26 protein-coding genes and 3 other annotated features are annotated in these 24,070 nt (G+C 36.3%); of the genes, 5 read left to right on the forward strand and 21 right to left on the reverse strand.

From position 1 onward, the window contains the following. Positions 1-18: 18 nt before the first annotated feature. Both pheS and DN389_RS18190 read right to left on the reverse strand, forming a co-directional pair. Positions 19-1,053: a phenylalanine--tRNA ligase subunit alpha gene (gene pheS, locus DN389_RS18185; RefSeq protein WP_000388217.1), complete on the reverse strand. Its 1,035-nt coding sequence runs from the start codon at positions 1,051-1,053 to the stop codon at positions 19-21. A gap of 43 nt (positions 1,054-1,096) precedes the next feature. Continuing rightward, positions 1,097-1,325 (reverse strand) — a binding site (T-box leader). 48 nt (positions 1,326-1,373) lie between these two features. Further along, positions 1,374-2,171, reverse strand: coding sequence for a TrmH family RNA methyltransferase (locus DN389_RS18190; RefSeq protein WP_002107601.1), 798 nt, complete (start codon positions 2,169-2,171; stop codon positions 1,374-1,376). 82 nt (positions 2,172-2,253) lie between these two features. Between DN389_RS18190 and sspI the strand changes: the two genes are divergently transcribed. From sspI to DN389_RS18205, 3 genes are all read left to right on the forward strand, one after another. Further along, positions 2,254-2,463, forward strand: coding sequence for a small acid-soluble spore protein SspI (sspI, locus tag DN389_RS18195; protein WP_000009511.1), 210 nt, complete (start codon positions 2,254-2,256; stop codon positions 2,461-2,463). A 178-nt stretch (positions 2,464-2,641) separates the two neighbouring features. Then, positions 2,642-3,199, forward strand: coding sequence for an HD domain-containing protein (locus tag DN389_RS18200; RefSeq protein WP_000554785.1), 558 nt, complete (start codon positions 2,642-2,644; stop codon positions 3,197-3,199). Positions 3,200-3,338: 139 nt separating this feature from the next. Continuing rightward, a complete protein-coding gene (locus tag DN389_RS18205; RefSeq protein ID WP_061673009.1) occupies positions 3,339-4,052 on the forward strand; it encodes a CPBP family intramembrane glutamic endopeptidase in 714 nt (237 codons plus the stop codon). A 27-nt stretch (positions 4,053-4,079) separates the two neighbouring features. Here the strand turns inward: DN389_RS18205 and DN389_RS18210 are convergent, their stop codons facing one another. Both DN389_RS18210 and DN389_RS18215 read right to left on the reverse strand, forming a co-directional pair. Further along, positions 4,080-5,105, reverse strand: coding sequence for a DUF4179 domain-containing protein (locus DN389_RS18210; protein ID WP_149237440.1), 1,026 nt, complete (start codon positions 5,103-5,105; stop codon positions 4,080-4,082). 21 nt (positions 5,106-5,126) lie between these two features. Further along, positions 5,127-5,669, reverse strand: a complete 543-nt coding sequence (locus DN389_RS18215; protein ID WP_000704586.1) for a sigma-70 family RNA polymerase sigma factor — start codon at positions 5,667-5,669, stop codon at positions 5,127-5,129. Positions 5,670-5,814: 145 nt separating this feature from the next. Between DN389_RS18215 and DN389_RS18220 the strand changes: the two genes are divergently transcribed. Continuing rightward, entirely contained in the window at positions 5,815-6,192 is a 378-nt protein-coding gene (locus DN389_RS18220; protein ID WP_000558271.1) for a hypothetical protein, read from the forward strand. Positions 6,193-6,232: 40 nt separating this feature from the next. Here DN389_RS18220 and DN389_RS18225 read toward each other — a convergent pair whose 3' ends face one another. Further along, complete coding sequence (locus DN389_RS18225; protein WP_000094768.1) at positions 6,233-8,032, reverse strand: DHA2 family efflux MFS transporter permease subunit; 1,800 nt, start codon at positions 8,030-8,032, stop codon at positions 6,233-6,235. 12 nt (positions 8,033-8,044) lie between these two features. Next, positions 8,045-8,698, reverse strand: coding sequence for an HlyD family secretion protein (locus tag DN389_RS18230; protein WP_001071411.1), 654 nt, complete (start codon positions 8,696-8,698; stop codon positions 8,045-8,047). A gap of 297 nt (positions 8,699-8,995) precedes the next feature. Here DN389_RS18230 and DN389_RS18235 point away from each other — a divergent pair, with 297 nt between their 5' ends. Then, positions 8,996-9,613 carry a TetR/AcrR family transcriptional regulator gene (locus DN389_RS18235; protein WP_000023655.1) on the forward strand — a complete coding sequence of 206 codons (618 nt, stop codon included), beginning with the start codon at positions 8,996-8,998 and terminating at the stop codon, positions 9,611-9,613. A gap of 40 nt (positions 9,614-9,653) precedes the next feature. Here DN389_RS18235 and DN389_RS18240 read toward each other — a convergent pair whose 3' ends face one another. The 15 genes from DN389_RS18240 to mutM form a co-directional block, all read right to left on the reverse strand. Beyond that, positions 9,654-10,739, reverse strand: a complete 1,086-nt coding sequence (locus tag DN389_RS18240; RefSeq protein ID WP_000163550.1) for a M42 family metallopeptidase — start codon at positions 10,737-10,739, stop codon at positions 9,654-9,656. Positions 10,740-10,808: 69 nt separating this feature from the next. After that, positions 10,809-11,300 (reverse strand): dUTP diphosphatase, encoded by a 492-nt coding sequence (locus DN389_RS18245; protein ID WP_000365057.1) that lies wholly within the window; start codon positions 11,298-11,300, stop codon positions 10,809-10,811. Between the two features lie 470 nt (positions 11,301-11,770). After that, entirely contained in the window at positions 11,771-12,127 is a 357-nt protein-coding gene (gene rplT / locus DN389_RS18250; protein WP_001138364.1) for a 50S ribosomal protein L20, read from the reverse strand. A 37-nt stretch (positions 12,128-12,164) separates the two neighbouring features. After that, positions 12,165-12,365, reverse strand: a complete 201-nt coding sequence (rpmI, locus tag DN389_RS18255) for a 50S ribosomal protein L35 (protein WP_001125946.1) — start codon at positions 12,363-12,365, stop codon at positions 12,165-12,167. 21 nt (positions 12,366-12,386) lie between these two features. After that, on the reverse strand, positions 12,387-12,890 hold the full coding sequence (infC, locus tag DN389_RS18260; protein WP_000973214.1) for a translation initiation factor IF-3: 504 nt from the start codon (positions 12,888-12,890) through the stop codon (positions 12,387-12,389). 62 nt (positions 12,891-12,952) lie between these two features. Next, positions 12,953-13,073 (reverse strand) — a sequence feature (ribosomal protein L20 leader region). Positions 13,074-13,283: 210 nt separating this feature from the next. Beyond that, the gene (gene thrS / locus DN389_RS18265) at positions 13,284-15,221 is read right to left on the reverse strand and encodes a threonine--tRNA ligase (RefSeq protein ID WP_000786074.1); all 1,938 of its coding nucleotides are present in this window, start codon (positions 15,219-15,221) and stop codon (positions 13,284-13,286) included. Between the two features lie 47 nt (positions 15,222-15,268). Then, positions 15,269-15,498: a binding site (T-box leader), on the reverse strand. 31 nt (positions 15,499-15,529) lie between these two features. After that, entirely contained in the window at positions 15,530-16,411 is an 882-nt protein-coding gene (ytxC, locus tag DN389_RS18270) for a putative sporulation protein YtxC (protein WP_000569617.1), read from the reverse strand. Positions 16,412-16,688: 277 nt separating this feature from the next. Continuing rightward, positions 16,689-17,627, reverse strand: a complete 939-nt coding sequence (gene dnaI / locus DN389_RS18275; protein ID WP_000400115.1) for a primosomal protein DnaI — start codon at positions 17,625-17,627, stop codon at positions 16,689-16,691. A 33-nt stretch (positions 17,628-17,660) separates the two neighbouring features. Then, positions 17,661-19,067: a replication initiation and membrane attachment family protein gene (locus DN389_RS18280; RefSeq protein ID WP_000415024.1), complete on the reverse strand. Its 1,407-nt coding sequence runs from the start codon at positions 19,065-19,067 to the stop codon at positions 17,661-17,663. Between the two features lie 152 nt (positions 19,068-19,219). Then, positions 19,220-19,681 (reverse strand): transcriptional regulator NrdR, encoded by a 462-nt coding sequence (gene nrdR / locus DN389_RS18285; RefSeq protein WP_001203687.1) that lies wholly within the window; start codon positions 19,679-19,681, stop codon positions 19,220-19,222. Positions 19,682-19,966: 285 nt separating this feature from the next. After that, entirely contained in the window at positions 19,967-20,350 is a 384-nt protein-coding gene (gene speD / locus DN389_RS18290) for an adenosylmethionine decarboxylase (RefSeq protein ID WP_002003660.1), read from the reverse strand. 387 nt (positions 20,351-20,737) lie between these two features. Beyond that, complete coding sequence (locus DN389_RS18295; protein WP_000198966.1) at positions 20,738-21,766, reverse strand: glyceraldehyde-3-phosphate dehydrogenase; 1,029 nt, start codon at positions 21,764-21,766, stop codon at positions 20,738-20,740. Between the two features lie 109 nt (positions 21,767-21,875). Beyond that, entirely contained in the window at positions 21,876-22,478 is a 603-nt protein-coding gene (coaE, locus tag DN389_RS18300; RefSeq protein ID WP_075313676.1) for a dephospho-CoA kinase, read from the reverse strand. A 53-nt stretch (positions 22,479-22,531) separates the two neighbouring features. Then, a complete protein-coding gene (gene ytaF / locus DN389_RS18305; protein ID WP_000281738.1) occupies positions 22,532-23,164 on the reverse strand; it encodes a sporulation membrane protein YtaF in 633 nt (210 codons plus the stop codon). Positions 23,165-23,236: 72 nt separating this feature from the next. Beyond that, positions 23,237-24,067, reverse strand: a complete 831-nt coding sequence (gene mutM / locus DN389_RS18310; protein WP_001114486.1) for a DNA-formamidopyrimidine glycosylase — start codon at positions 24,065-24,067, stop codon at positions 23,237-23,239. Between the last annotated feature and the right edge of the window lie 3 nt (positions 24,068-24,070).

Here is a 24,070-nt window from a genome sequence, read left to right on the forward strand (position 1 = left end):
ACTTATCCTCTCCTTCCCTTACGCTCGTTTGAATTGTTGTAAGAAACGTACATCATTTGTATAGAAATGACGAATGTCATCTACGCCGTATTTCAACATTGCGATACGCTCTGCGCCCATACCGAATGCGAAACCTTGATATTCTTTTGAGTCATAACCAGCCATTTCAAGTACGTTCGGGTGAACCATACCTGCGCCTAAAATTTCGATCCAGCCAGTTCCTTTACAAGTGCCGCAACCTTTGCCGTGACACATCATACAAGAAATATCCATCTCTACAGATGGCTCTGTGAATGGGAAGAAACTTGGACGAAGACGGATTTCACGATCTTCACCGAACATCTTTTTCACGAATACTTGCAGTGTACCTTTTAAGTCACTCATGCGAATGTTTTTATCAATTACAAGACCTTCAATTTGCATGAACTGGTGTGAATGCGTCGCATCATCGTCATCGCGGCGATACACTTTACCAGGACAAATAATTTTAATCGGGCCTTTTTCTTTATTATTTTCCATCGTACGTGCTTGCACAGAAGATGTATGTGTACGTAGTAACGTTTCTTCTGTAATGTAGAATGTATCTTGCATATCACGCGCTGGGTGATCTTTCGGTAAGTTTAATGCTTCGAAGTTGTAGTAGTCTTTTTCTACTTCTGTTCCTTCAGCTACTTCATAACCCATACCGATGAATACATCTTCAATTTGTTCAACAACAGCTGTTAACGGATGGTGACAACCTGTTTCAACAGGACGACCTGGTAGTGTAACATCAATTGTTTCAGTAGCTAATTTTGCTTCAATTACTGCTTTTTCTAAGTTACCAATTTTGTCGTCTAGACGCGTTTGAATCGCTTCACGTACTTCATTTACTAATGCTCCCATACGTGGACGCTCTTCTGCTGATAATTTTCCCATGCCGCGTAATACTTCTGTAATTGGACCTTTTTTCCCTAAATACGCTACGCGTACGTCGTTTAAGCCCTTTAGCTCTTTCGCTTCTTCAATAAGCTCTAACGCTTTTTGCTTTAGCTCTTTTAAACGTGCTTCCATTTGGAACCCTCCTAATTTTAAAAATAAAAAAACCTCGCTCCCAAAAAGGGACGAGGTAAATTCGCGGTACCACCCTAAATTGACAGACCAGGTCTGCCCACTCATTAGTTATAACGATCAATTCTGACCGGAACGCCTTTACATATATATGGTCCTGGCGTCAACTCCAGAGGTGAATTCACTTCCGTCTACCATAAGAATACTTTCAGTCTAAGGCATTCTCTCCCTTTATGGCGATTTTGTAAGTTACTCTTCTCTATCAACGTTTTTCGTTATTTAACTTTTAATATAATATACTTCAACTTATTATAAGAAGTTTTTTATTTGTTCGCAACTGGGCTTTGCAAATAATACGTTAAAATCCCTGCTGCAACCGCAACATTTAATGATTCTGCCCCGCCGTAAATCGGAATATACAAGTTTTGATCACTTTTTGCAAGAATTTCTTCGCTTACGCCACTTCCTTCATTTCCTACAATTAATGCAAAACTACCAGCTGGTGTTACTTCACCATATGGAACTCCATTTTCAAGAGCGGTTCCATATACAGGAACGTTATTTTCTTTTAACTTGTCTATCCACTCTTCTAAGTTCCCTTTTACAACTGGTAAATGGAAAATAGAACCTTGTGTAGAACGAAGCACTTTACTATTATATGCATCAACGCATCCTTCTCCAAGCACAACAGCATGAATACCAGCTGCATCAGCTGTACGAATAATTGTCCCTAAGTTACCTGGGTCTTGAAGGCCATCTAATAAAAGAAACTTCCCATCAGCAAGAGCTACTTCACTCTCGTGTTTCTCACAAACAGCAAATACGCCTTGCGTCGTTTCTGTTTCACGAAGTACTTTTACGATTGCTTCAGGTACGATATACATTTCCACATCATTAACTGTCCAATCTTTCGGAAGATCTGTCTGATCAGAAACGATAAGTTCTGTTACAACTCCTGCTTTTAAAGCTTCTTCCACTAAGTGGAATCCTTCTACAAAAAATAAACCTTTTTTATCGCGCTCTTTTTTCGTCTGCAGCTTTTTCCACTGCTTCACACGCGGATTTTGCACTGAATCAATGTTTTTCATAATATGTATTTCCCTCTCTTCTTGTCTTATCATTATAGCCTATTTTTCATACATATTTACATAAAAAAGAACAAAAACTAACGTCAGTTTCAATTCTGAAGAAGAGGTGAAAGCAATGAGTTTTAATTTACGCGGTGCTGTACTAGCGAATGTATCTGGAAATTCACAAGATCAATTACAAGAAACGATTGTCGATGCAATTCAAAGCGGTGAAGAAAAAATGCTTCCAGGTCTTGGCGTTTTATTCGAAGTCATTTGGAAAAATGCTGATGAAAATGAAAAACACGAAATGTTAGGAACACTGGAGCAAGGATTAAAAAAATAAACAATAAAAGGTCACCTTAGAAAAAAACTAAGGTGACCTTTTATGTCTATAAAATTTTTCTTCTCCTAAACATTTCTACTTTACTAACGCTACACAGATGGAGTACAATATTCAAAATACATTTAAACCGATCGATTTTCTTTATAGACACCATTAGATAAAAAGGAGTGAATGTTTTATGCACCGTATTACGCTTGAACAAATTTTCAAACACCATATTACACAAAAATACGTAAATCGTTCTGGGATGGTCCACGCGATTGCTGTCGCTTACCATGCGTTTCACTTAGCTAAAAAGCATCACGCCTCAGTCGATGCTGCAACAAAAGCTGGTTTCCTTCATGATATCGGACATCACACATGGTACAGTGAGGGAGAATGGGATTATGACTTGTATAAAAAGAATGATATCCATGCAATTAAAGGAGCAGAAAGAGCTCATAAATTACTTATTAGATTAGGAGAACATCCGAAACTAGCAAAAGAAATTTCTATCGCGATTCTTCTTCATACAGATTCTTTCTTAGTACAGCAAGAAATTGAAAGGACATCTCTTCAAAACATTATTAAATGGGCAGATGAAGCAGATGAAGAACCGGGCGGAGCGCACCATTATAGAACGATTTCTTATGAAAAAGCACTTAAAGCTATTCAGCAGTTAGACCGATTGGTAGAACGTGAATTACAAATAGAGCAATCAAAATCGAATAACAAGGCAGAACATAGTTATCAATAAGAAAGAGGCATCACTATAGGGTGATACCTCTTTTATTATTTTATGGAAAATACACCTTTGTATGTAATATTTAAACATTACACCCGAAAACGAAATGTTTTATAATTAAATATACAAATATAAAGAGGTGATTTTATAAATGCAACCCGCTACACAACTTTCTAATGAACAGAAATACTCTATGTCATGGGGACAATTTATTAGCTCCGTTTTATTCGCTTTTTTCGGAACCGGACTTATTACTGTGTTCCTCGCAATGCCCTTAACAATTTATACAGCAGGTCTTACAGATAAAAAACAAATTGCCCTGTATGAATCTATCGTAAATACCGCAAGTACCGTATTACAACTAGCCGTGTTGTTATTCTTCATTTTTAAATTCGAACCCGCAAAAAAATTACTACTAAAATCATTTAACTTTAAAGCACTGAAAGAATGGCGTACATACGTATACTTACTTCTTTTCTTCGCTATAAACATTTTACTCAATTACATCTTATTAAATTATATGTTCCAAGACGCAACAAAGCAGCAATCTTCCGCACTAAACTTAGACGTTTTTAAGCAGTATCAAATATTATTACTTCTCGGTTTCGCTATACTTACACCAATTTTTGAAGAACTTATTTTCCGTGGCTTTATACTTCGCTTCTTCTCAGAGCGCTTTCCATTTTGGATTGCAGCGATCTTAACAAGCTTCTTCTTCGGTATCGCTCATACATACTCACTTGGAGTAATGGTCATTACTTTCTTCATGGGATTATTAATGGCGATTTTATGTAAAAAAACAAAATCCATTATTCCAGCTATGTTATTTCATATTATGAATAATATGTTGGCATTCTTAAGTTAGAAAGAGGTATCATCGCGATACCTCTTTTCACTCTTTTATCACAACTTCAAACTCTTCTTCCGTTAACACTTTTCGATAATTCGTTTTCTTTTCTCTCTCTTCACCAGAAGTTAGAACAGGCGTCAGAACAATTTTCGTTACACGATCTTCTAGTTTTTCAAATCGCCAATAACTATTTTTCGATAGTGTAAGGCCTGAATGTGGTATTAACTCTTTTCCATCTTGATCTTTCGCGATAAATTTCACCTCTAATTTTGTTCCATTCAACATCTTATAGTTCAACTTCGCAGATATAGGAGAAACTTTTAAATCTTCCACTTCTATTTTTTGACCATTTTCTAATTTAAAATGCTTATGGATTGGGATTGTTTTCGTTTCAGCTTTTATTTTGTCTCCAGACGCTTTGAAGGAAAAGCCCCATTCTCCTTTCCATGTTGAATTGCCCTCTTTTAAAGAAATATCCCTATATACAACTTGTACATCACATTCTCCACGAATTTCTAGAGGATTCATTTCATCATCTTTTAAATCTATATTTGAAAAAAATGTATACGTGTACTCATTTATTTTCTTGTCTCCACCACTACCACTGCCATTTAACTGTTTTCCATTTATATAAATATCAGGTCTAGGATAAGAACCCTCTAAATTGATTCGACTAGACTTAAACGTACTATTAACAATAATCTGCCCTTCATCTATCATCACTTCATCTAACCGTACTTCTACACCGTTATCATAAACTGTTTGTCCTATTGTCGTTTTATATTCTTTTAAAGGTTCGCCTCTACTGTTTACGTAGTCTTCCATTTTACTTCCGATTAACGGTATATCTGCAATCATTCTTCTCATATCTACAGTCATCATTATGATAAATAATGCCGCAGCAGATGTTATAATCGCTACATTCCGTTTCGTATGAGCTTTGTTCTTGTTTATTTTTTTACGAACTCGCTTTTTTATTTTCTGTTTCTCTATATGAGTTAAGTTAATCTCTTCATATTCATTCTCATCCATTTTTATATCATTTAACATTTCATATGGGTCTTTCATTCCCTTCACCTCTTCTCTTATTTATTTCATCCGGTTATGTAAAAATAATGCCCTTAACTTCTTTCGACCTCTTGATAGACGATTGTATATAAAAGAAGTTTTCACTCCCATTTTCTCCGCAATATCTTCTACACTATCTTCTTCCACGTAATGCTTCATAAAGATTTCTTTATCGTTCTTCTTTAAATGATTTAATATATGTTCCATATCATTACTAATTTCTCTTTTAGTCGTATCGGTATGTACCGCTATTTCATCTATGTGATCTATCCCTTTTTCATTTACTGCCTTCGCATATTTTCTCGCATAATCGATAGATTTATATTTTGTAATAGCCGCAATCCAATTTTTCAAAGTATTTTTCTCTTCATCATACTTTTCAATATGATTCCAAATCGCCAATAACACATCATCCATACATTCCTCTTGCACATCTTCGAACGAAGCTAAATGCTTCTGAATAATACTTTTTATAAGTCCGCCGTACTGGTCGATAATAAAATATAATGCTTTTTCGTTCCTTTTCCTTAGCTGATTCACAACGTTCTCTTCTGTAATTTTCACGAGCCCCCTCCTCTCTAACTTACTCTACATCTATTAATTCGTATCGGTACTACTCATTTCTATCAATTTATACATATTCATTAATAATATCCAAAATAAACCTTATGCAGTAAAATATAACTCATTAACTAGAGGGAGATTATATATGCACGTTTTGAGCTTACTTTGGATTTTCTATGTACCACTTCTTACTCTATGTGGGCTTTTTGGCGGTATTTTTTTAATTATTGCAGGAATTAAACATCGCAAATTGCTCATTTGTTTAACAGGGATACTCAGCCTATCCTTTACCTTGCTACCTTATGTTTTTTGGAGCATGGGGATTAATGGTGATACAATCCTTCCTATTCCAACTTCTCTATACTGGATCCTTTTTTCTTTAACTGGATTATTAGCGGGATTCATTGGGTTAAAAGCAAAAATTAAAAGTATACGCAATATGGGATTCATTATTTTTATTGCAGGAATATTAGGGGTTATTTTTTGGGGACTCATGTCTGCAGGGGATTCATTCTATATTTAGTTGAATTCCTTTTATAAAAAGCACAAAAAAAGCAGGGAAATTAATTCCCTGCTTTTCTATTTGATTTATTGCCTGACGGTAAGAAGAATGATAACACCCAAGCAATCCCTGCGAGTATCGTTGCAATTAAGAAGGCATCGTTAATACCGTTAATTGCAGATAGCTTTGAAATTTGTCCAAATAATAGTTGCGTGCTCATCGCATCTCCTGCTTGCGCTGATCCAGCAATAGCTGCTAAACTTTGCCCCATGCCGTGTACTTTATCAACTAAAATTGGGTTTGACGTTGTTAACATGTTGCCGTAATCTGCTACGTGAGCAGTCGTTTGTTGCGTCATAAGTGTAATTAATATCGCTGTTCCAATTGAACCAGCTACTTGTCTTGACGTATTTTGCGTTGCTGTACCGTGAGAAATTAATTTCATCGGCAGTGCGTTCATACCTGCTGTCATAATTGGCATCATAATGAATGACATACCAATCGAACGTATAATATAATCCGTCATAATAACGCTATACGGTGTATCCATCGATAACGTTGTGAATTCATATGTCGCAAACGTTGTAATGGCTAAACCGACAATTGCTAACGGACGAATACCATACTTATCAAATAGTTTACCTGCAATAGGTCCCATGATCCCCATAATTAATGATCCTGGCAGTAGTAATAAACCTGATTCTATCGGTGTGAAACCGCGAATGTTTTGCAGATATACCGGAAGTAATAACATACCTCCGAATAATGCCATCGTAACAATTGCATTAATTACTAAAGTAAAAGTAAATACTGGGTATTTAAATACTTGTAAATCAAGCATTTTATTGTCCGTTGTTAGCTCTCTCCAAATAAATACCGCAATACCTACTACACCAATGATAAGTGAAATAACAACCTCTGCACTAGTCCAACTATTATTTCCTGCTTCACTAAATCCGTACAATAAGCTACCTAGTCCAATACTTGAACTAACAACACCGAATACATCTAACTTCGTTTTAGATACTGGCTGAGCTAGTGTAAAGAATTTTAAAGATAGGAATGTAATAATTAAACCGATGATAAACATCGCATAGAACATTAAGTTCCAGCTATAGTTTTCAATCACCCAGCCCGTTACAGTTGGTCCGATAGCTGGTGCTAAAATCATCGCTACACCTAGTAATCCCATCGCTGCTCCGCGCTTATGAGGCGGGAATAATGTCATGAAAATATTCATACCAACCGGCATTAAAATACCTGCACCCACCGCCTGAATAACGCGGCCCGTCATCATCATTGTAAAGTTTCCTGAAATAGCACAAATGATAGATCCTACCGTGAAGAATAACATTGCCGCTACGAATAATTTACGATACGTAAATCGTGAAACTAAAAAGGCACTAATCGGTACTAAAATACCATTTACAAGCATGAAGCCTGTAATTAACCATTGTGCTGTTGAAGTTGATACGTTAAATTCATTCATTAACGGAGGCAATGCAACGTTAATAATTGTTTGGTTTAAAATAGAAACGAACATGCCGAGAATTAATACAGCTACAACTGCTTTTACGTTCACATTTTCTACAGGCGTAGACATTTGTTTTTTCCGCACTTCTTTTTCTTGTTTTACTTCTTCTTGCTTTCCTGTTTCTAACTCAACTACATTAGAAATTTCTGCTTCTTGCTTTCGTTCAATTTCTTTCTCTTCTGTTTCTACCTTACTTACTTCTATTTTATTTACGGCTGGGACTTGTTCTTCTCCCACGTTCGTTTTTTTCTTTCGTAAAAGACGATTTACAAGGAAGAAGACGATTATACAAAATAGTGCATATCCTGCAATTGCAATTGAGGACATCTCATCTCCCCCTTACTTATGAATACGAACTGACACATTCATTCCAGGAACAATATTTACTGATTTACTATGATCTAAAGAAATTTTAACTGGTACTACTTGTGTTACTTTCGTATAGTTCGCTGTTGCGTTGCTTGATGGTAACATAGAGAATGTATTCGCTGTTGTTAATCCAACTTGCTCTACTTTTCCTGATAACGTTGTATCTGGGTATGCATCTACATACACATCTACATCTTGACCTTTTTGTACATCGTCAACATCTGTTTCTTCAATGTTTGCTGTTACCCATAAGTTGTTCATATCAAATGCATAAGCAATTGGGCTACCTGCTCCAACGAAAGCATTTGTCGTTGCATTTGATTGTACAATTGTTGCATTTTGTGGAATTGTTACATCTACTGTTTGTTCTCCATTTGCTGCCGCTACAGTAACAGCACCTAATTTATCATTTTCATTGTAATTCTTTCCTACTTCAGCTTTCCAGTCAGTTAATTTACCTGCTACTGGTGATGCAATCGGAATTACCTTTCCATCAATTTTTGCATTTTCTGTTTTTAAATAATTTTCCGCTTGATTGTAATAGTAATAACCGCCAATACCGCCGCCAACTAGTACAATTAATGTGATAATGTTGATAATCACCATTCTTCGAAACTGATTCATTGCATTCCTCTCCTTATATCGCATATAATTTTTTTCTAAACTATTTACGTCCTTATTGTTTAGATTGTTTAATTGTTAATTATATTAACTTTTAAACAAAAAAATCACACCATCTGCGGTGTAAATTGAAATTTATCTACCTGCGAGCGGTGCTGATTTCTGAAGGACTATCGTTTATAATTATAAATAATTATTTTGAATCTACAACCGACAATTTACGCATGAAATGTCGCTTAAACAACAATATAATACCTATATGTTGTTTAAGTATAGAAAATTAAACGAGGGGAAGTAAAAATGTCTATTAAAAATACAAATGATCCACGTGTAAAGCGGACGAGACAACTCATACAGGATGCTTTTGTCGCTTTAGTAGGCGAAAAAGGATTTGATGATGTAACTGTTCAACATATTGCAGAACGTGCTCCTGTAAATCGCGCTACGTTTTATAGCCATTACCATGATAAATATGACCTATTAGACAAAAGCATTGAAGAAATGTTAGAGAAGTTAACAGAAGTTATTAAGCCGAAAAATAGAAATAAAGAAGAGTTTCAACTTACATTTGATTCACCACATCCGACATTTTTGGCTTTGTTCGAACATATCGCAGAAAATGTGAACTTCTATAACGTTATGCTTGGTGATAAAGCCGCTGGAAACTACTCTTATAAAATGATGAAAACAATACAAACACATTTAACATTAAGCTTGTCTATTTCACAGCCAGATGATAAAGATCTTATGGTTCCTCGTGATATTTTAATTAGTTATGTGACAGGAGCTCATATCGGGATGATTATGTCATGGTTAAAAAGAGGGATGATTTATACCCCGCATTTTATGGCCATGCAATTAACTCGTTTAATTATTTTAGGAGCTCATACTGCTGCAGGATTAGAACGACCTTTTTAAAACATAAAAAAGCGAAGGAAAATCTCCTTCGCTTTTTCTATTAATTAAATGTAATGTTATGTACAGCCTCTTTATCAAGACGTTTAATAACTTCTACAATTAACTTCACTGCATTTTCATAGTCATCACGGTGTAACATTGCCGCATGAGAATGAATGTAGCGCGTTGCAATCGTAATTGCCATAGACGGAATACCATTTACAGCAATATGAATGGCACCTGCATCCGTTCCTCCGCCCGCTACTGAATCATATTGATACGGAATTTCTAATTCGTCAGCAACATCAACTACAAAGTCACGTAAACCAGTATGACCAATAACAGACGCATCATATAAAATAATCTGTGGTCCATCGCCCATTTTACTTTGCGCTTCTTTTGCCGTTACACCTGGCGTATCTCCAGCGATGCCAACATCTACTGCGAACGCGATATCTGGTTTAATATAATTCGCAGATGTTTTCGCGCCACGAAGGCCAACTTCTTCTTGTACAGTCCCTACGCCGTATACAACGTTTGGATGCTTTTCATCTTTTAACTGCTTTAATACGTCAATTGCAATTGCACAACCAATTCGGTTATCCCATGCTTTTGCAAGTAACATTTTTTCATTTTTCATCACTTGGAATTCAAAGTAAGGTACAACTTGATCTCCTGGTCGTACGCCCCACTCCATTGCCTCTTCTTGGCTAGAAGCACCAATATCGATGAACATGTCTTTAATTTCAACTGGCTTTTTACGCGCTTCTGGAGGTAAGATGTGCGGTGGTTTTGAACCAATTACACCTGTTACATCTCCTTTACGCGTTACAATTGTCACGCGCTGCGCAAGCATAACTTGTGACCACCAGCCACCAACCGTTTGGAAACGAAGGAAACCTTTGTCATCAATTTGCGTGATCATAAAGCCGACTTCATCTAAATGACCTGCAACCATAATTTTCGGGCCGTTTTCTTCCCCTACTTTTTTCGCAACTAAGCTTCCTAAATTATCAGTAGAAAGTTCGTCCGCAAACGGCTCAATATATTTCTTCATTACTTCGCGTGGTTCACGCTCGTTACCCGCAATACCACGTGCATCTGTTAATTCTTTTAGCATTGTCAATGTCGCGTCTAATTTTGTCATTGCCAACACCCTCCTTTTTCTTCAGTCACTTCATTATACAAAAGGAAATTGAAATATTCAAAAATTAAATCAGTATCCTTGTGTTTGACGCTGATGATTTACTTCATTTTTATCTAAATATGCCTTTTCAATCTCTTCTTGCTCAAACTCTAGCGCTTGTCCAAGTCGAAGATAGCTTGTAAATAATTCAATATAGTTCGTAATAGATGGTTGATCTGTAAAACGAATTACTTTGGCATATGTGTCTAAGAAAATTTCTACTTGTGTTTTATTCGTTTGTGCACATTTATAGAATAGGAAGTTTTTATCAATACCTAAATCAATTCCGATTGATAAAATAAAATGCAAGCCATCTACGTATTCTTCTAATATTACTTCACGTTCTGATGCTGGTTTGTTGCTCCAATATTTAAAACAACGTGTTTCATTTGCAAGTTCTCCAATTTCTACAAGAAGAGCTAACATTTTTTCTTTTAACAACTTTTTCGGTTGTAAATCATGCTCTTTCACAATACGGTCATCTAATTCTTTTTGTAATTTAAATAGTTGTAGTAAGTCCATTCTATTGTCCTCCTCCAACATCGCATTTTACGCAACAATGTTGTTTCATCTCAAAGTTCATTATTATTTTTCGTTTCTTATTAATAAGTCAGCCATTTATCTCTTTACAAAATAGCTTGTCCTTAATTTACAAATACGTTTCAATCATCACTATTAGATTGTTCACTCCGATTGGTGATAGTTAATCATTATCCGGGGATTGTCCACTGATAAAAAATTTATTTTATCTGATGAAAGTTCCATATCATCTTTCCATTATAGCAGTGTCGTTTCAGGTAGGAAAGATACTCTTCTTTCCAAAGGGGGATAATTGAAAAAAGCCAGGAGAATTCTCCTGGCTTCATATATATATTCTTCTATATCACTATAGCTTTTATATTGATTTTGTCATATCGATAACGACATACTTCTCTTTGCATACAAATAAAAAAACCTTAGAAGAAAAATCTTCTAAGGTTTCAACTAATTAATTAGTTAATGTTGTTTTTTGCAACTGTTGCTAATTCAGCGAAAGCTTTTTCGTCATGAACAGCTAAGTCAGCAAGCATCTTGCGGTTAACTTCGATGCCAGCATTTTTAAGACCGTGCATTAAGCGGCTGTAAGAAAGACCATTCATACGAGCTGCTGCGTTGATACGTGTAATCCATAATTTACGGAAGTCACGTTTCTTTTGACGACGGTCACGGAATGCATACATTAGAGATTTCATAACCTGTTGGTTAGCAACCTTGAATAATGTACTCTTAGAACCGTAGTAACCTTTTGCTAATTTTATAACTTTTTTACGACGTTGACGAGTAACTGTACCACCTTTTACTCTTGGCATAATATTACCTCCTAATTGTTCTATATATCAGCCGAACTTATTTTAAGTTGTCAAGCATTTGACGAATGCGTTTGAAGTCACCAGCGCTTACTACACCAGCTTTACGTAGTTTACGTTTAGCTTTTGTAGATTTGTTAGCGAATAAATGGCTTGTGTAAGCGTGAGAACGTTTCAGTTTACCTGATCCAGTCTTTTTGAAACGCTTTGCAGAGCCGCGATGAGTTTTTTGTTTAGGCATAGGTATTTCCTCCTCTATCTATTACTTATCGTTTTTCGGTGCTAAAACTAAGAACATACTACGTCCTTCCATTTTAGGCTTAGATTCAATTGTACTAACTTCAGCACAAGCTTCTGAGAAGCGATCTAAAACACGTTGACCGATTTCTTTATGAGTAATGGCACGTCCTTTAAAGCGAATTGACGCTTTAACCTTGTCGCCTTTCTCTAAAAACTTGATAGCATTACGAAGTTTTGTGTTAAAGTCGTGTTCATCAATTGTTGGACTTAAACGAACTTCTTTCATGCTAATTACTTTTTGATTTTTGCGCTGTTCTTTTTCTTTCTTCTGTTGCTCAAAGCGGAATTTACCGTAGTCCATAATGCGGCATACTGGCGGTTTCGCATTTGGAGCAACTAATACTAAATCAAGATTAAGATTTGCAGCTAAGTCTAAAGCGTCATTACGAGACTTGATTCCAAGTTGATCGCCATTTGCACCAACTAAACGTACTTCACGTGCACGAATTTGCTCGTTAATCATCATATCCTTGCTAATAGTAAGCCACCTCCAAGGTTTTTTCAGAACATCTTTTGTAGTCATAGAACCCGACAAAAAAAGTGCGGGCATACGACACCCACACTTGTAAATTCTTAAGTAAGAAATACATTTACCTGTAAACTGCGAATGCGTCCATCAGGTGAGAAGCGGGTGCTTCTACTTGTTCCACAAAACAATATTCTATTATCCTTGATGAGTTTATCATAGGACATGACGTCTGTCAAGAAGACGCGATGTGTTTTACTAACAACAAGAAATATTGTAACAAACAACTAACATACTTGCAATACTTTTTTATGATAAGTATTGTTTGGTTATTTTTTCTAGTTTTTCTTTTTTCTAATACATAAGAAAGCCGCGGTATACCGCGGCTCTGTCTTATCGTTTTCCTTCTACTTTAATCATATCAACAAAAGCATCTAATGCAATTGTTTCTGATTTTTGTTCACCATATTTACGTACGTTTACGCCGTTTTCAGTTACTTCATTGTCACCTACTACAAGCATGTACGGAATTTTTTGCATTTGTGCTTCACGGATTTTGTAACCAATTTTCTCTTCACGAGTATCTAATTCAACACGGATACCAGCACGACGTAATTCATCTTGTACTTTCTTCGCATAGTCTAAATGTACTTGCGGAGAAACTGGAATTACTTGCGCTTGAACTGGAGCTAACCAAGTTGGGAATGCACCTTTGTATTCTTCAATTAAGAAGGCTACGAAACGTTCCATAGTTGATACAACACCACGGTGAATTACAACTGGACGATGTTGTTTACCGTCTTCACCAACGTAAGATAATTCAAAGCGTTCTGGAAGTAAGAAGTCTAATTGTACAGTTGAAAGTGTTTCGTCTTTTCCAAGAGCAGTACGAACTTGAACGTCAAGTTTTGGACCGTAGAATGCCGCTTCACCTTCAGCTTCATAGTAATCAAGACCCATTTCATCCATAGCTTCTTTTAACATACCTTGTGCTTTTTCCCACATCTCATCATCAGCATAGTACTTTTTAGTATCAGCTGGGTCACGATAAGATAGACGGAATGAATAGTTCTCTAAACCGAAATCTTTGTACACTTCTAGAGTTAAGTTTACAACACGTTTTAACTCTTCTTTAATTTGATCTGGGCGAACGAAAATGTGCGCATCGTTTAAAGTCATTCCGCGTACACGTTGTAATCCAGATAATGCTCCAGACATTTCATAGCGGTGCATTGTTCCAAGTTCCGCAATACGGATTGGTAATTCACGGTAGCTGTGAATATCATTTTTATAAACCATCATGTGGTGAGGGCAGTTCATCGGACGAAGAACTAACTCTTCATTATCCATTTCCATTGATGGGAACATACCATCACGGTAGTGATTCCAGTGACCAGAAGTTTCATAAAGCTCTCTGCTTCCTAGTACTGGAGTGTATACGTGATCATAGCCTAAGCTTGCTTCTTTATCAACGATGTAACGCTCGATAATGCGGCGGATAGTTGCACCTTTTGGTAACCAAAGTGGTAAACCTTGTCCTACTTTTTGGCTATTAGTAAATAGTTTTAATTCTTTACCTAATTTACGGTGATCACGCTCTTTCGCTTCTTCAAGCATACGTAAGTGCTCATCTAATTCTGCTTTCTTAACGAATGCAGTACCGTAAATACGTTGTAGCATTTTATTATTGCTATCGCCGCGCCAGTAAGCACCTGCAACGCTTAATAATTTAAATACTTTAATTTTCCCTGTAGATGGAAGGTGAACACCACGGCAAAGGTCGAAGAATTCGCCTTGCTCATAGATTGAAATAACTGCATCTTCTGGAAGATCGTTAATTAAATCTAATTTTAACTCATCGCCGATTTCTTCAAAGCGACGAAGTGCTTCTGCACGTGGCACTTCATGACGAACGATTTCTAAGTTCTCGTTCACAATTTTTTGCATTTCTTTTTCGATTTTCTTGAAGTCTTCAACTGTAATTGCTTCTTCCATATCAATATCATAGTAGAAGCCATTTTCAATTACTGGACCAATGCCAAGCTCCAGCTTAGCATCTTTATATAAACGTTTTAACGCTTGTGCTAATAGGTGGGCTGTTGAATGGCGTAAAATGTATAAGCCATCTTCAGAATCTAATGTAATAATAGAAACTGCACCATCTTCTTCGATTGGTGTAACAAGATCGATCATCTCATCGTTTAATTTTCCAGCCACAGCTTTTTTCTTTAAGCCTGGGCTAATAGAAGCTGCGATTTCTTCAGTTGTTACGCCTTTTGGAAACTCCTTCACAGCTCCATCAGGGAAAGTAATTTTAACTACATCTGCCATCACTGGTCACTCCTCTTTTTTTCAAAATAAAAAACACTCATCCCGTAAAAAGGGACGAGTGTTGAATTCGTGGTTCCACCCTTGTTCCAATTAACATTATTGTTAATTGCTCAAGTTCAACATAACGGTGTTGTCCGTTAGCAATTACTAGAAAAAACCGTTCACTGCTAAAGTTTAGAGGTGGTAAGTAATAATCCCGTATTAGGAAGCTCACACCCTAAGGCTTCCCTCTCTGAAAATCGTAGAAAACTACTCATGTCCTCATCATGACATTTCAATATATTTCATTTATGTAGGTAATTATATGCTCAAAAACTTAGAAAATCAAGGGCGTTACCTTTATTTTTTAAATTTTTCACATTGCGCTCAAACTCATGTAATCCGTGTAATTGAACCCGTTCTTGAAATACATTTCGCAAAGTAATAATCATATTATGGTCTTGTTCTTTCGTATATAAATAAATTTTTTTCGGCGAAATAGAAAGAAGTGGTGCAATTACTTTCGTATCAATATATACATCCTTTTGCTTCAATAATTCCTCATCTATATATTGGACCAATTTCTCCTGTTTTAAACGTCTACCTTTATCATCATAGAAAATAAAGCTTTCATCAAAAACAAGATGCACACAGGACAAACGTGATTTTCGGCTACGCACTTGTTGCCTTAGTGTCTCAATAAACATTTGATATTCTTGTTCCAACTTATACTCATCAATCGACACTTCAGCAAGCTTAGCTACCATTTCCCTATATGTACGAAGGCGAAAACGAACATATGATGAAAACGAGAACGAAAGCGGATCACAAAGCCAGTTATTTAAAGAGGATTTAATATATGATTCAAATGTGTGACGTGTTAATTCTCGAGCAATCTCTTTTCTTCTTCCCTTTAAAATCTCTTGTGCCATATGCAATATTTGATGACACTCTTCCTCTTCTTCATAAAAAAACTTCTCTTTTAAGATTGTATAAATCCACTCATTTTGCTTTACATTCACAATGAAATATACCATTACCGGCAATAAAATCTTTTCAATATAATTCGATTCACATACTGGTATATGAATCACCACTTTTTGTTCCTGTAAATACACACTCGTTTCCTTATATAACAGTTCCGCTCTTTTCAATAGTTGTCTATATACATGCATAGCATCATTTTTTTCTTCGAAGCAAATTTCAATCACTTTTGTCCCCCCTTTTATCCCTGCTCTAAAGGATTGTATCTATACGTTACAAATCCTATAAGAGTCCGTCCCGTGGAAGTTCACTCTTAGTAGAATTACATTTCCTATCGTTAGAAAATCCACTCAATATGGCTTGCTAATTTTATATATATTAAGGGAGGGAGAAAAAAATGATACAAGCTACAATGAATTTTCTATAAGAAGTTTTTCGTTTTACAATTCACCTATTCTGAAAAGTGTTCAAAACGAAAAAAGAGCAAGCTTTTCAGCTTACTCTTTACTTATGACGTCGGTTTTTCCCGCCAATCGGAATTGGCTTCGCTAAATATTTAATTCGTTCCATAATACGTGCTGCTTTCATTTGTTCTGCTTCACCACGCTGTGTATACGTTAAATGATGTTCCAATTCCTTGAAATCAAAGTTAGACGTAAAGAACGTCGGTAAGTTTTCTAACATACGGAATTGCAAAATTGCACCAAGCACATCGTCACGCACAAAGCTTGACATCGCTTCTGCTCCGATATCATCTAGCATTAAAACTTGTACGCGTTTCACTGCATCAATCTTTTCCCCAATCGAGTTATCTTGAATCGAACTTTTAATTTCACGTAGAAATTCAGGGAAGTATACGAGCATCGAACTTATTTTCTTTTGAGCAAGCTCATTCGCCATTGCTCCTAACAAATACGTTTTCCCTACACCAAATTTACCGTACAAATATAAACCTTGTACTTTTTTACCAGGTTCATATGCACTTAAAAATTCATTGGCAGCACCAATTGCATCAATACGCGCATCTAAATCTGAAGGATCTAAGTTTTCCATCGTTGCCTGTAAAATGTCAGTTGGCATATATACACTTTGAACGAGTTTTTCATATTTCTTTCTCTCGTCATATGCTACTTTTCTAACGCAACGATCGTATTGAATATCAATCATCTTCCCTTGGATAACGAGCTTCGGCTCATATCCTTGCAGCATGTTTTTACACGAACCTAGATCCGGACAATCTACGCAACCTACACTTTGTCCAATATATTCGTATAACTTCACAAGGCTGCGCTCAATCATAGAAGTTGTTACTTCACCTTGATGTTCGTCTATAAATTCTTTCACACGCGGATGTGCCATTACTTCCGCCTTTAATACTTCATATCTATTTTTAAAATTTTTATTTTCCATTAACTTTGCAAATGAATTTTGAATATGCTCCATTTTCTCACCTCAAAGAGCGTTCATTCTCTTCTATTAATCACGCTTATATTTTTTTAACACTTCTTCTAGTCGTTTTCGTTCATCATCTAACGTACTTGCATCTTTTTTCTTACTTACATCTTTCTTCACTGTTTCTTTCTCTTGTTCTTTCGGCTCTTCTTTCAGCCAATCTGGTACCATTTCTTTTCTTATCGTTTTCTTCGACGTACGGCCTTTTTTCTTCGTCTCAGCCCATTCTTGATATTGACGATTTTCTTCTTTCGCTAACGCCATTGCTTCAGCTACTGTACCGACCTTTTTACGTGCCCAATGCCCAGCAATTTTCTCCACATACGTTTTCGCAAGCTTCATATCTGAGCGTAGCATAACGTAATAAATAAGTACATTCACAACACCTGGCGTTAATTTTTGATTGATCATTACATCTTCAACGATCTGCAAGTCAGCCTTTGTCGCCTCTGCACCACCAGAGATTTCTTTTAATAGTTGTTTTGGTGAGATTTCCTCTAACTGTTTTATTAACATCTCTTCTTGCGTAGAAGGCTCTTTCCCTTCCATCATACGTGCAGCGTGAGGTTGTACTCTTTCACTTAATACAGGTAACGCTTGACCGTTTTCGAACTGATACCAATCACGCGCTCCTTTTCTAAGCCTTTCGATATCAATTGTCTGCATCTCTGTCACCGTACCAAGAACGATATTTTGCATCGATAACACATCTACATCGTACACGTAAGCAAGTGTACTGACACATTCTCGCACTTGATCTGTAATCGCCTTTTTAGGGACAAGAGCGGACAAGCCATCTACAAATAAGGAGAAATCAAAGAAATCATTCCAAACTTTTGGAGAGTCTCCCTTCTCGTTACTTGGCATAGCTGTCGTTTTTGGAATACGAAGATCTTCTTGCGCATGCTCAAGCTGTCCTGGATTAAACGAACCAAACACATCATTGAAAGAACGCGTAACATTTTCATAAGAAGCAAAATCAAATTCTTCTTCTAAGAAATATTGCTTTACTTGATTATATTTTGTCCGACTCAATCGATTGTATAAAAAGATGCTTAACACAATATCATCAAAAAACTGCTTCGGAGATAAAGGTGGTTGCAATTCGTATATAAACATTCGAATATCTTTTTCTTTCTTAATATATACCTTCAAAAGCCCAATTGCTTCTAACTTTACTCGTTCCTCATATATTTCGGGAAGCTGCATTTGCATGGTCACCATAAGGGAATGATGTGTATTCTCTTTTCCAAACACACGATCTTGCTCTAACTCTCCCCATAGTGTCATGTACAAGCTAAAAGCTCTACTACCTATTAACGGCTGATACAACATCGTTAACACTTTTCGGTCGTAATTATGCAGTAACCCTTTCGCACTTACTTTATAACGATCAATTGGCAATAGCTCCATCCATGACTGTTTTTCCATTCTTGCTTTTCCTTTCTCTCATCCAATCTATCCTCTACTTCATTCGTTCTATCTTCATTATATAATTTCTTAGCGAAAAAGAGCTATTAGCTTTCGCTTCTAGCTCTCTTATCTCATTACTTACGGTATGTAAAGAGAATAAAATACAACTTCTACTCTCTTTCTTTTTGCAGTATATCTTTTAATTCTTCAATAAATACATTTAAATCTTTAAATTGGCGATATACAGAAGCAAAACGCACGTAAGCAACATCATCAATATCACGCAGTTCTTCCATAACAATTTCACCAATCATATCACTTTTCACTTCTGATATACCTAAATTACGAAGTTCACGTTCCACACTTTGAGTTACTTCTTCTAATTGTCTTAAAGATACTGGTCTTTTTTCGCACGCTTTAATTAAGCCGCGCAAAATCTTTTCTTTATTAAACTCTTCTCGTGTGCCTTCTTTTTTTACAACGATAAGAGGTGACTCTTCTACTCTTTCAAATGTCGTAAAGCGACTTAAACAACTTTCACACTCTCTCCTTCTTCGAATAGAGCGCCCCTCGTCTACCGGACGCGAATCTAACACTCTTGTACCATTATGCGAACAGGATGGACAACGCAATATATTCACTCCTTTACACTATACTCTTTATTTTTTCTCTACTTACTTCATCTGACAATATATATACAATATTATATAACTCATTCTAACTCTCTTACCACTTTAAGTTTAAGCACATTATTTTATCATCTCGTTTTCAAAAATAAGATGGTAGATGGGGTGCTAACTTATTCGTAAGAGCTCAATTTATCTCACTAACGAGTACGTTATATTTTCCCTTTTTTATAAACTAAAAAAGAGGTGCATTATACACCTCTTTACATTTTAAATCAATTATGTTCTTTTTTAAAGAGCTTTTGTTTCTCTCTGCTTAATTTCGAAGCTACCAGTGCCTCGAGGAAGCTCGATGCTCTCACGCGTTTTCGCGTTTAAACCTTCTGCAATATATTCTGCAGCAACATTTGGATCAATACGATCCCCACAAGTATAAACATCAATACTTGCGTAACCGTGCTCCGGAAAGCTATGAATTGTTAAATGTGATTCCGAGATAATTACTACTCCACTTACACCTTGTGGTGCAAATTTATGGAAAGCAACCTCACGCACTTCAGCACCAGCTCTCAGTGCTGCATCCACAAATAATTGTTCAATATACGGCATGTCATTAAGCTTGTCGAAATCGCAATCCCAAAGTTCAGCGATTACGTGACGACCCATCGTATCCATAGTATCCATTCTACAGTTCCCCCTTGTAAATTTATTCTAACTGTTCGAATTGAAAACTAATTTGCAATTTGGCTTGCTCCACTACCACGGGGGAAAGTTAGTCCAGAGAGGTCCTAACCCTTTAAGTAGTGACTACGTACCTCAGCTCTTAAGTTTACGAGTGTTAGTATACTTTGTTTATTTTCATTTTGCAACAACAGTTTTTTCGATTTTCTGTCATATTTTCCTCTTTACTTTTCCCTAAAAAAAATAAACGATTCACAAATACAGTAATCACAACGTTTCGTGGTATGTCCACTTTAAAAAATATACTTATATAATTTTTTTCCTTTTCAGAAAAAAATAAAAAAAGAGGGCAAATATTCACTTGCCCTCTCCCTTATTCACTTAAATATGTTGCACATTTTTTTGTTTCGCTAATTCGTCAACAACTAACGTTACAAGATCTACAACACGACGAGAGTAGCCCCACTCGTTATCATACCAAGCAAGTACTTTCACTTTACGATCACCCATTACCATTGTAGATAAACCATCAATAATAGCTGAGTGTGTATTTGTATTAAAGTCAATAGATACTAAAGGCTCTTCGCTGAATTCTACAATGCCTTTTAACGCACCGTTTGCAACAGTTTTGAATGCTTCATTAATAGCTTCAACTGTCACATCACGCTTTACATCTACTACTAAGTCAACAAGAGACACGTTTGGTGTTGGTACACGAAGTGCCATACCATGAAGTTTTCCGTTTAAGTGTGGAAGAACTTTTGCAAGCGCTTTCGCGGCACCTGTCGTTGTCGGAATGATTGATTGTCCGCAAGCACGTGCTCTTCTTAAATCTTTATGTGGGTTATCAATATTTTTTTGGTCATTTGTATAAGCGTGAACAGTTGTCATTAAACCGTTTTCAATTCCAAACTGCTCATCTAACACCTTAACAACAGGCGCTAAACAGTTTGTTGTGCAAGATGCATTTGAAATAACAGTATGTTTTGTAATATCTAATTTGTCTTCGTTCACACCAACTACAATTGTTACATCTTCATTTTTACCAGGCGCTGTTAAAATAACTTTTTTCGCTCCAGCTTCAACATGTAGAATTGCTTTTTCTTTTGAATTAAATTTACCAGTTGCTTCAATTACAACTTCAACACCTAGATCTGTCCAAGGCAATTCCTTTGGATCGCGGTTGTTTAAAAGGCGAATCATTTTCCCATCAACTAATAAGTGATCTTCAAATGCTTCTACTGTTCCGTCAAACTTGCCGTGAACTGTATCATATTTAATTAAATGTGCTAACGTTTCAGATGGATAGCTTGCATTGATTGCTACAATTTCGAATGCGCTTTCTTTTATTGCCTGACGAAATACCATTCTCCCAATACGTCCAAATCCATTAATTGCCACACGAGTCATAATATGTTATCCCCCTTGAATGCGTTATACTATTTATCTCCAATCCCAATAATAGTATAACACAAAAAGGGGATATGTCACTAAGCATTTTCATTAATTTCACAATTTTTTAGTCAATAATGTTCCAATTCTTTAAAATCACCTGTAATTGTGTTTTCGTTCCCATAATTGTGCCATCATTATTTATCACTTCATCTGCATTCTTCACTTTTTCTTCTAACGGCATTTGAGATTGAATGCGAGCTCTTGCTTCTTCTTCTGAAAAATTATTTCGTTTCATTAAACGTTCTAATTGTATTTTCGGTGTAACTGCTACAACTAAAACACGATCAACGAGACTTGTTAATTTACTCTCAAACAAAAGAGGGATATCTAACACAACCGCTTGCGCCCCTTCTTTTATGTACATTTCCTTTTGCGTATTCATTTCCTCACGCACTGCAGGATGAACAATTTTATTTAACTGCAATCGTTTTTCTTCATTATAGAAAACGACACTTCCTAATTTCGGCCGATCCAGTTCTCCATCTTCTTGTAATACTTCCGTTCCAAACACTTCTACAATTTTGTTATATGCTGGTTTTCCTCGCTCTACAACTTCTCTTGCAATAATATCTGCATCAATAACTGGTATACTCAGTTCACGAAACATTTGAGACACTGTACTTTTTCCGCTTGCAATGCCTCCCGTTAATCCAATTACTACTGTCATCATAACCCTCCTCACAATATAAAAGGCGCGAAACTAATGTTCCACGCCCATACTTACATTTTCCAAATTCCAATAATAATGAGTAATACCCCAGGCAGGAATGTAAATTTTTGTAACCATTTCATATTTGATAAAACCGTTCCAAGTTTCATTCCAATAAATAAAAACAAAGAACTCATAACCGCAACTAATATCGCCATCATAGCGGGCGCATACCCTAATAAAGATGCACCAATTCCAGCACCGAACGAATCTATAGAAAGAGCGATACCAAGAAGCAATGCTTCTCCTGCAGAAATGGTGCCTGATTTATCAAAATCTGCAACAGTCGGTTTCCGTAAAATTTGAATCACTAGCCCGAGCGAAGCAATTTCTAATTTCCAAACCTTCTCCTCTTTCTTTGGTTCTTCTTTTTTCTCACTTCGAAAAAATTGGTATAATACCCAAATTCCTATTCCAATAAGAACAAGCCCACCGATACGCGTTGCGATAACAGGTGAAAATATTTTCGCGATCATATGTCCAATTCCCATTGAAACAAGCATAACAGCCGCTGAACACATTCCGATAATTATAATTGATCTTAGTGGAATTCTTACGCTTCTTAAACCATATGTTAGCCCTACACTACAGCTATCTAAGCTTAATGTAAAAGCTAATAAAATAAGAGATAAATAAAGGTACATCGGTAAGCTCCTCCCTTATACATAGCCCTGCTGTATGTATATGACAAATGCCTATCCGATGTTATCTCTTTTCTATATTCTCGGCTGACAAATCGGGCAGTAATGCGTTCCTCTTCCGCCGACAACTGTTTTTTCTAATATCGTACCGCAAGTAACACACGGTTCTCCTTTTTTTCCGTATACATTTAGAAGTTCTTGGAATGAGCCAATTTGCCCTTGCGAATTCATATACGTTCGAATTGTACTTCCGCCTCGCTTCACTGCTTCACCTAACGTTGTAACAGTCGCCTCGTAAATTCGTTCAATTTCTTCTGCTGTTAAAGACGAAGCTTCTCGTTCCGGATGAATTTGAGAACGGAATAAAACTTCATCTACATATATATTTCCAAGCCCTACTAAAAGACGTTGGTCTAATAATACGACTTTTATTTTACGATTGGTCTTTTGCAATCTTTCTTGTAAATACTGCGGTGTCAATTCAGCATCAAACGGCTCCGGACCTAAGTCAGCAAGAGGCATTTGATTCAATTCTTCACCTTTCTTAAAGAGATGCATCGTACCAAACTTTCTCACATCTTTATAATGTAGTTCAGTTCCATCTGTAAATAAGAAACGGACGTGTGTATGCTTATCAATTGGCTCGTCCTCTTGATGCAGTAAAAACTTACCTTCCATACGCAAATGTGAAACAATAACATAATTCGTTACATATAAAAGCAAAAACTTTCCTCTTCGCTTTATATTTTCAATCTTCTCGCCTCTTAGCATTTCTTTAAAGATTTCTGCATCATCCGGACGTTTTACTATTTTTGGATAGGTAACAATGACATCTTCAATTGTTTTTCCTGTCACAAGATTTTCAAGTGTCCGTCTGACGTTTTCAACCTCTGGTAATTCAGGCATTTC

Origin of the sequence: Bacillus sp. AY3-1 (assembly GCF_008368785.1) — a bacterium.
GTDB lineage: Bacteria > Bacillota > Bacilli > Bacillales > Bacillaceae_G > Bacillus_A > Bacillus_A wiedmannii.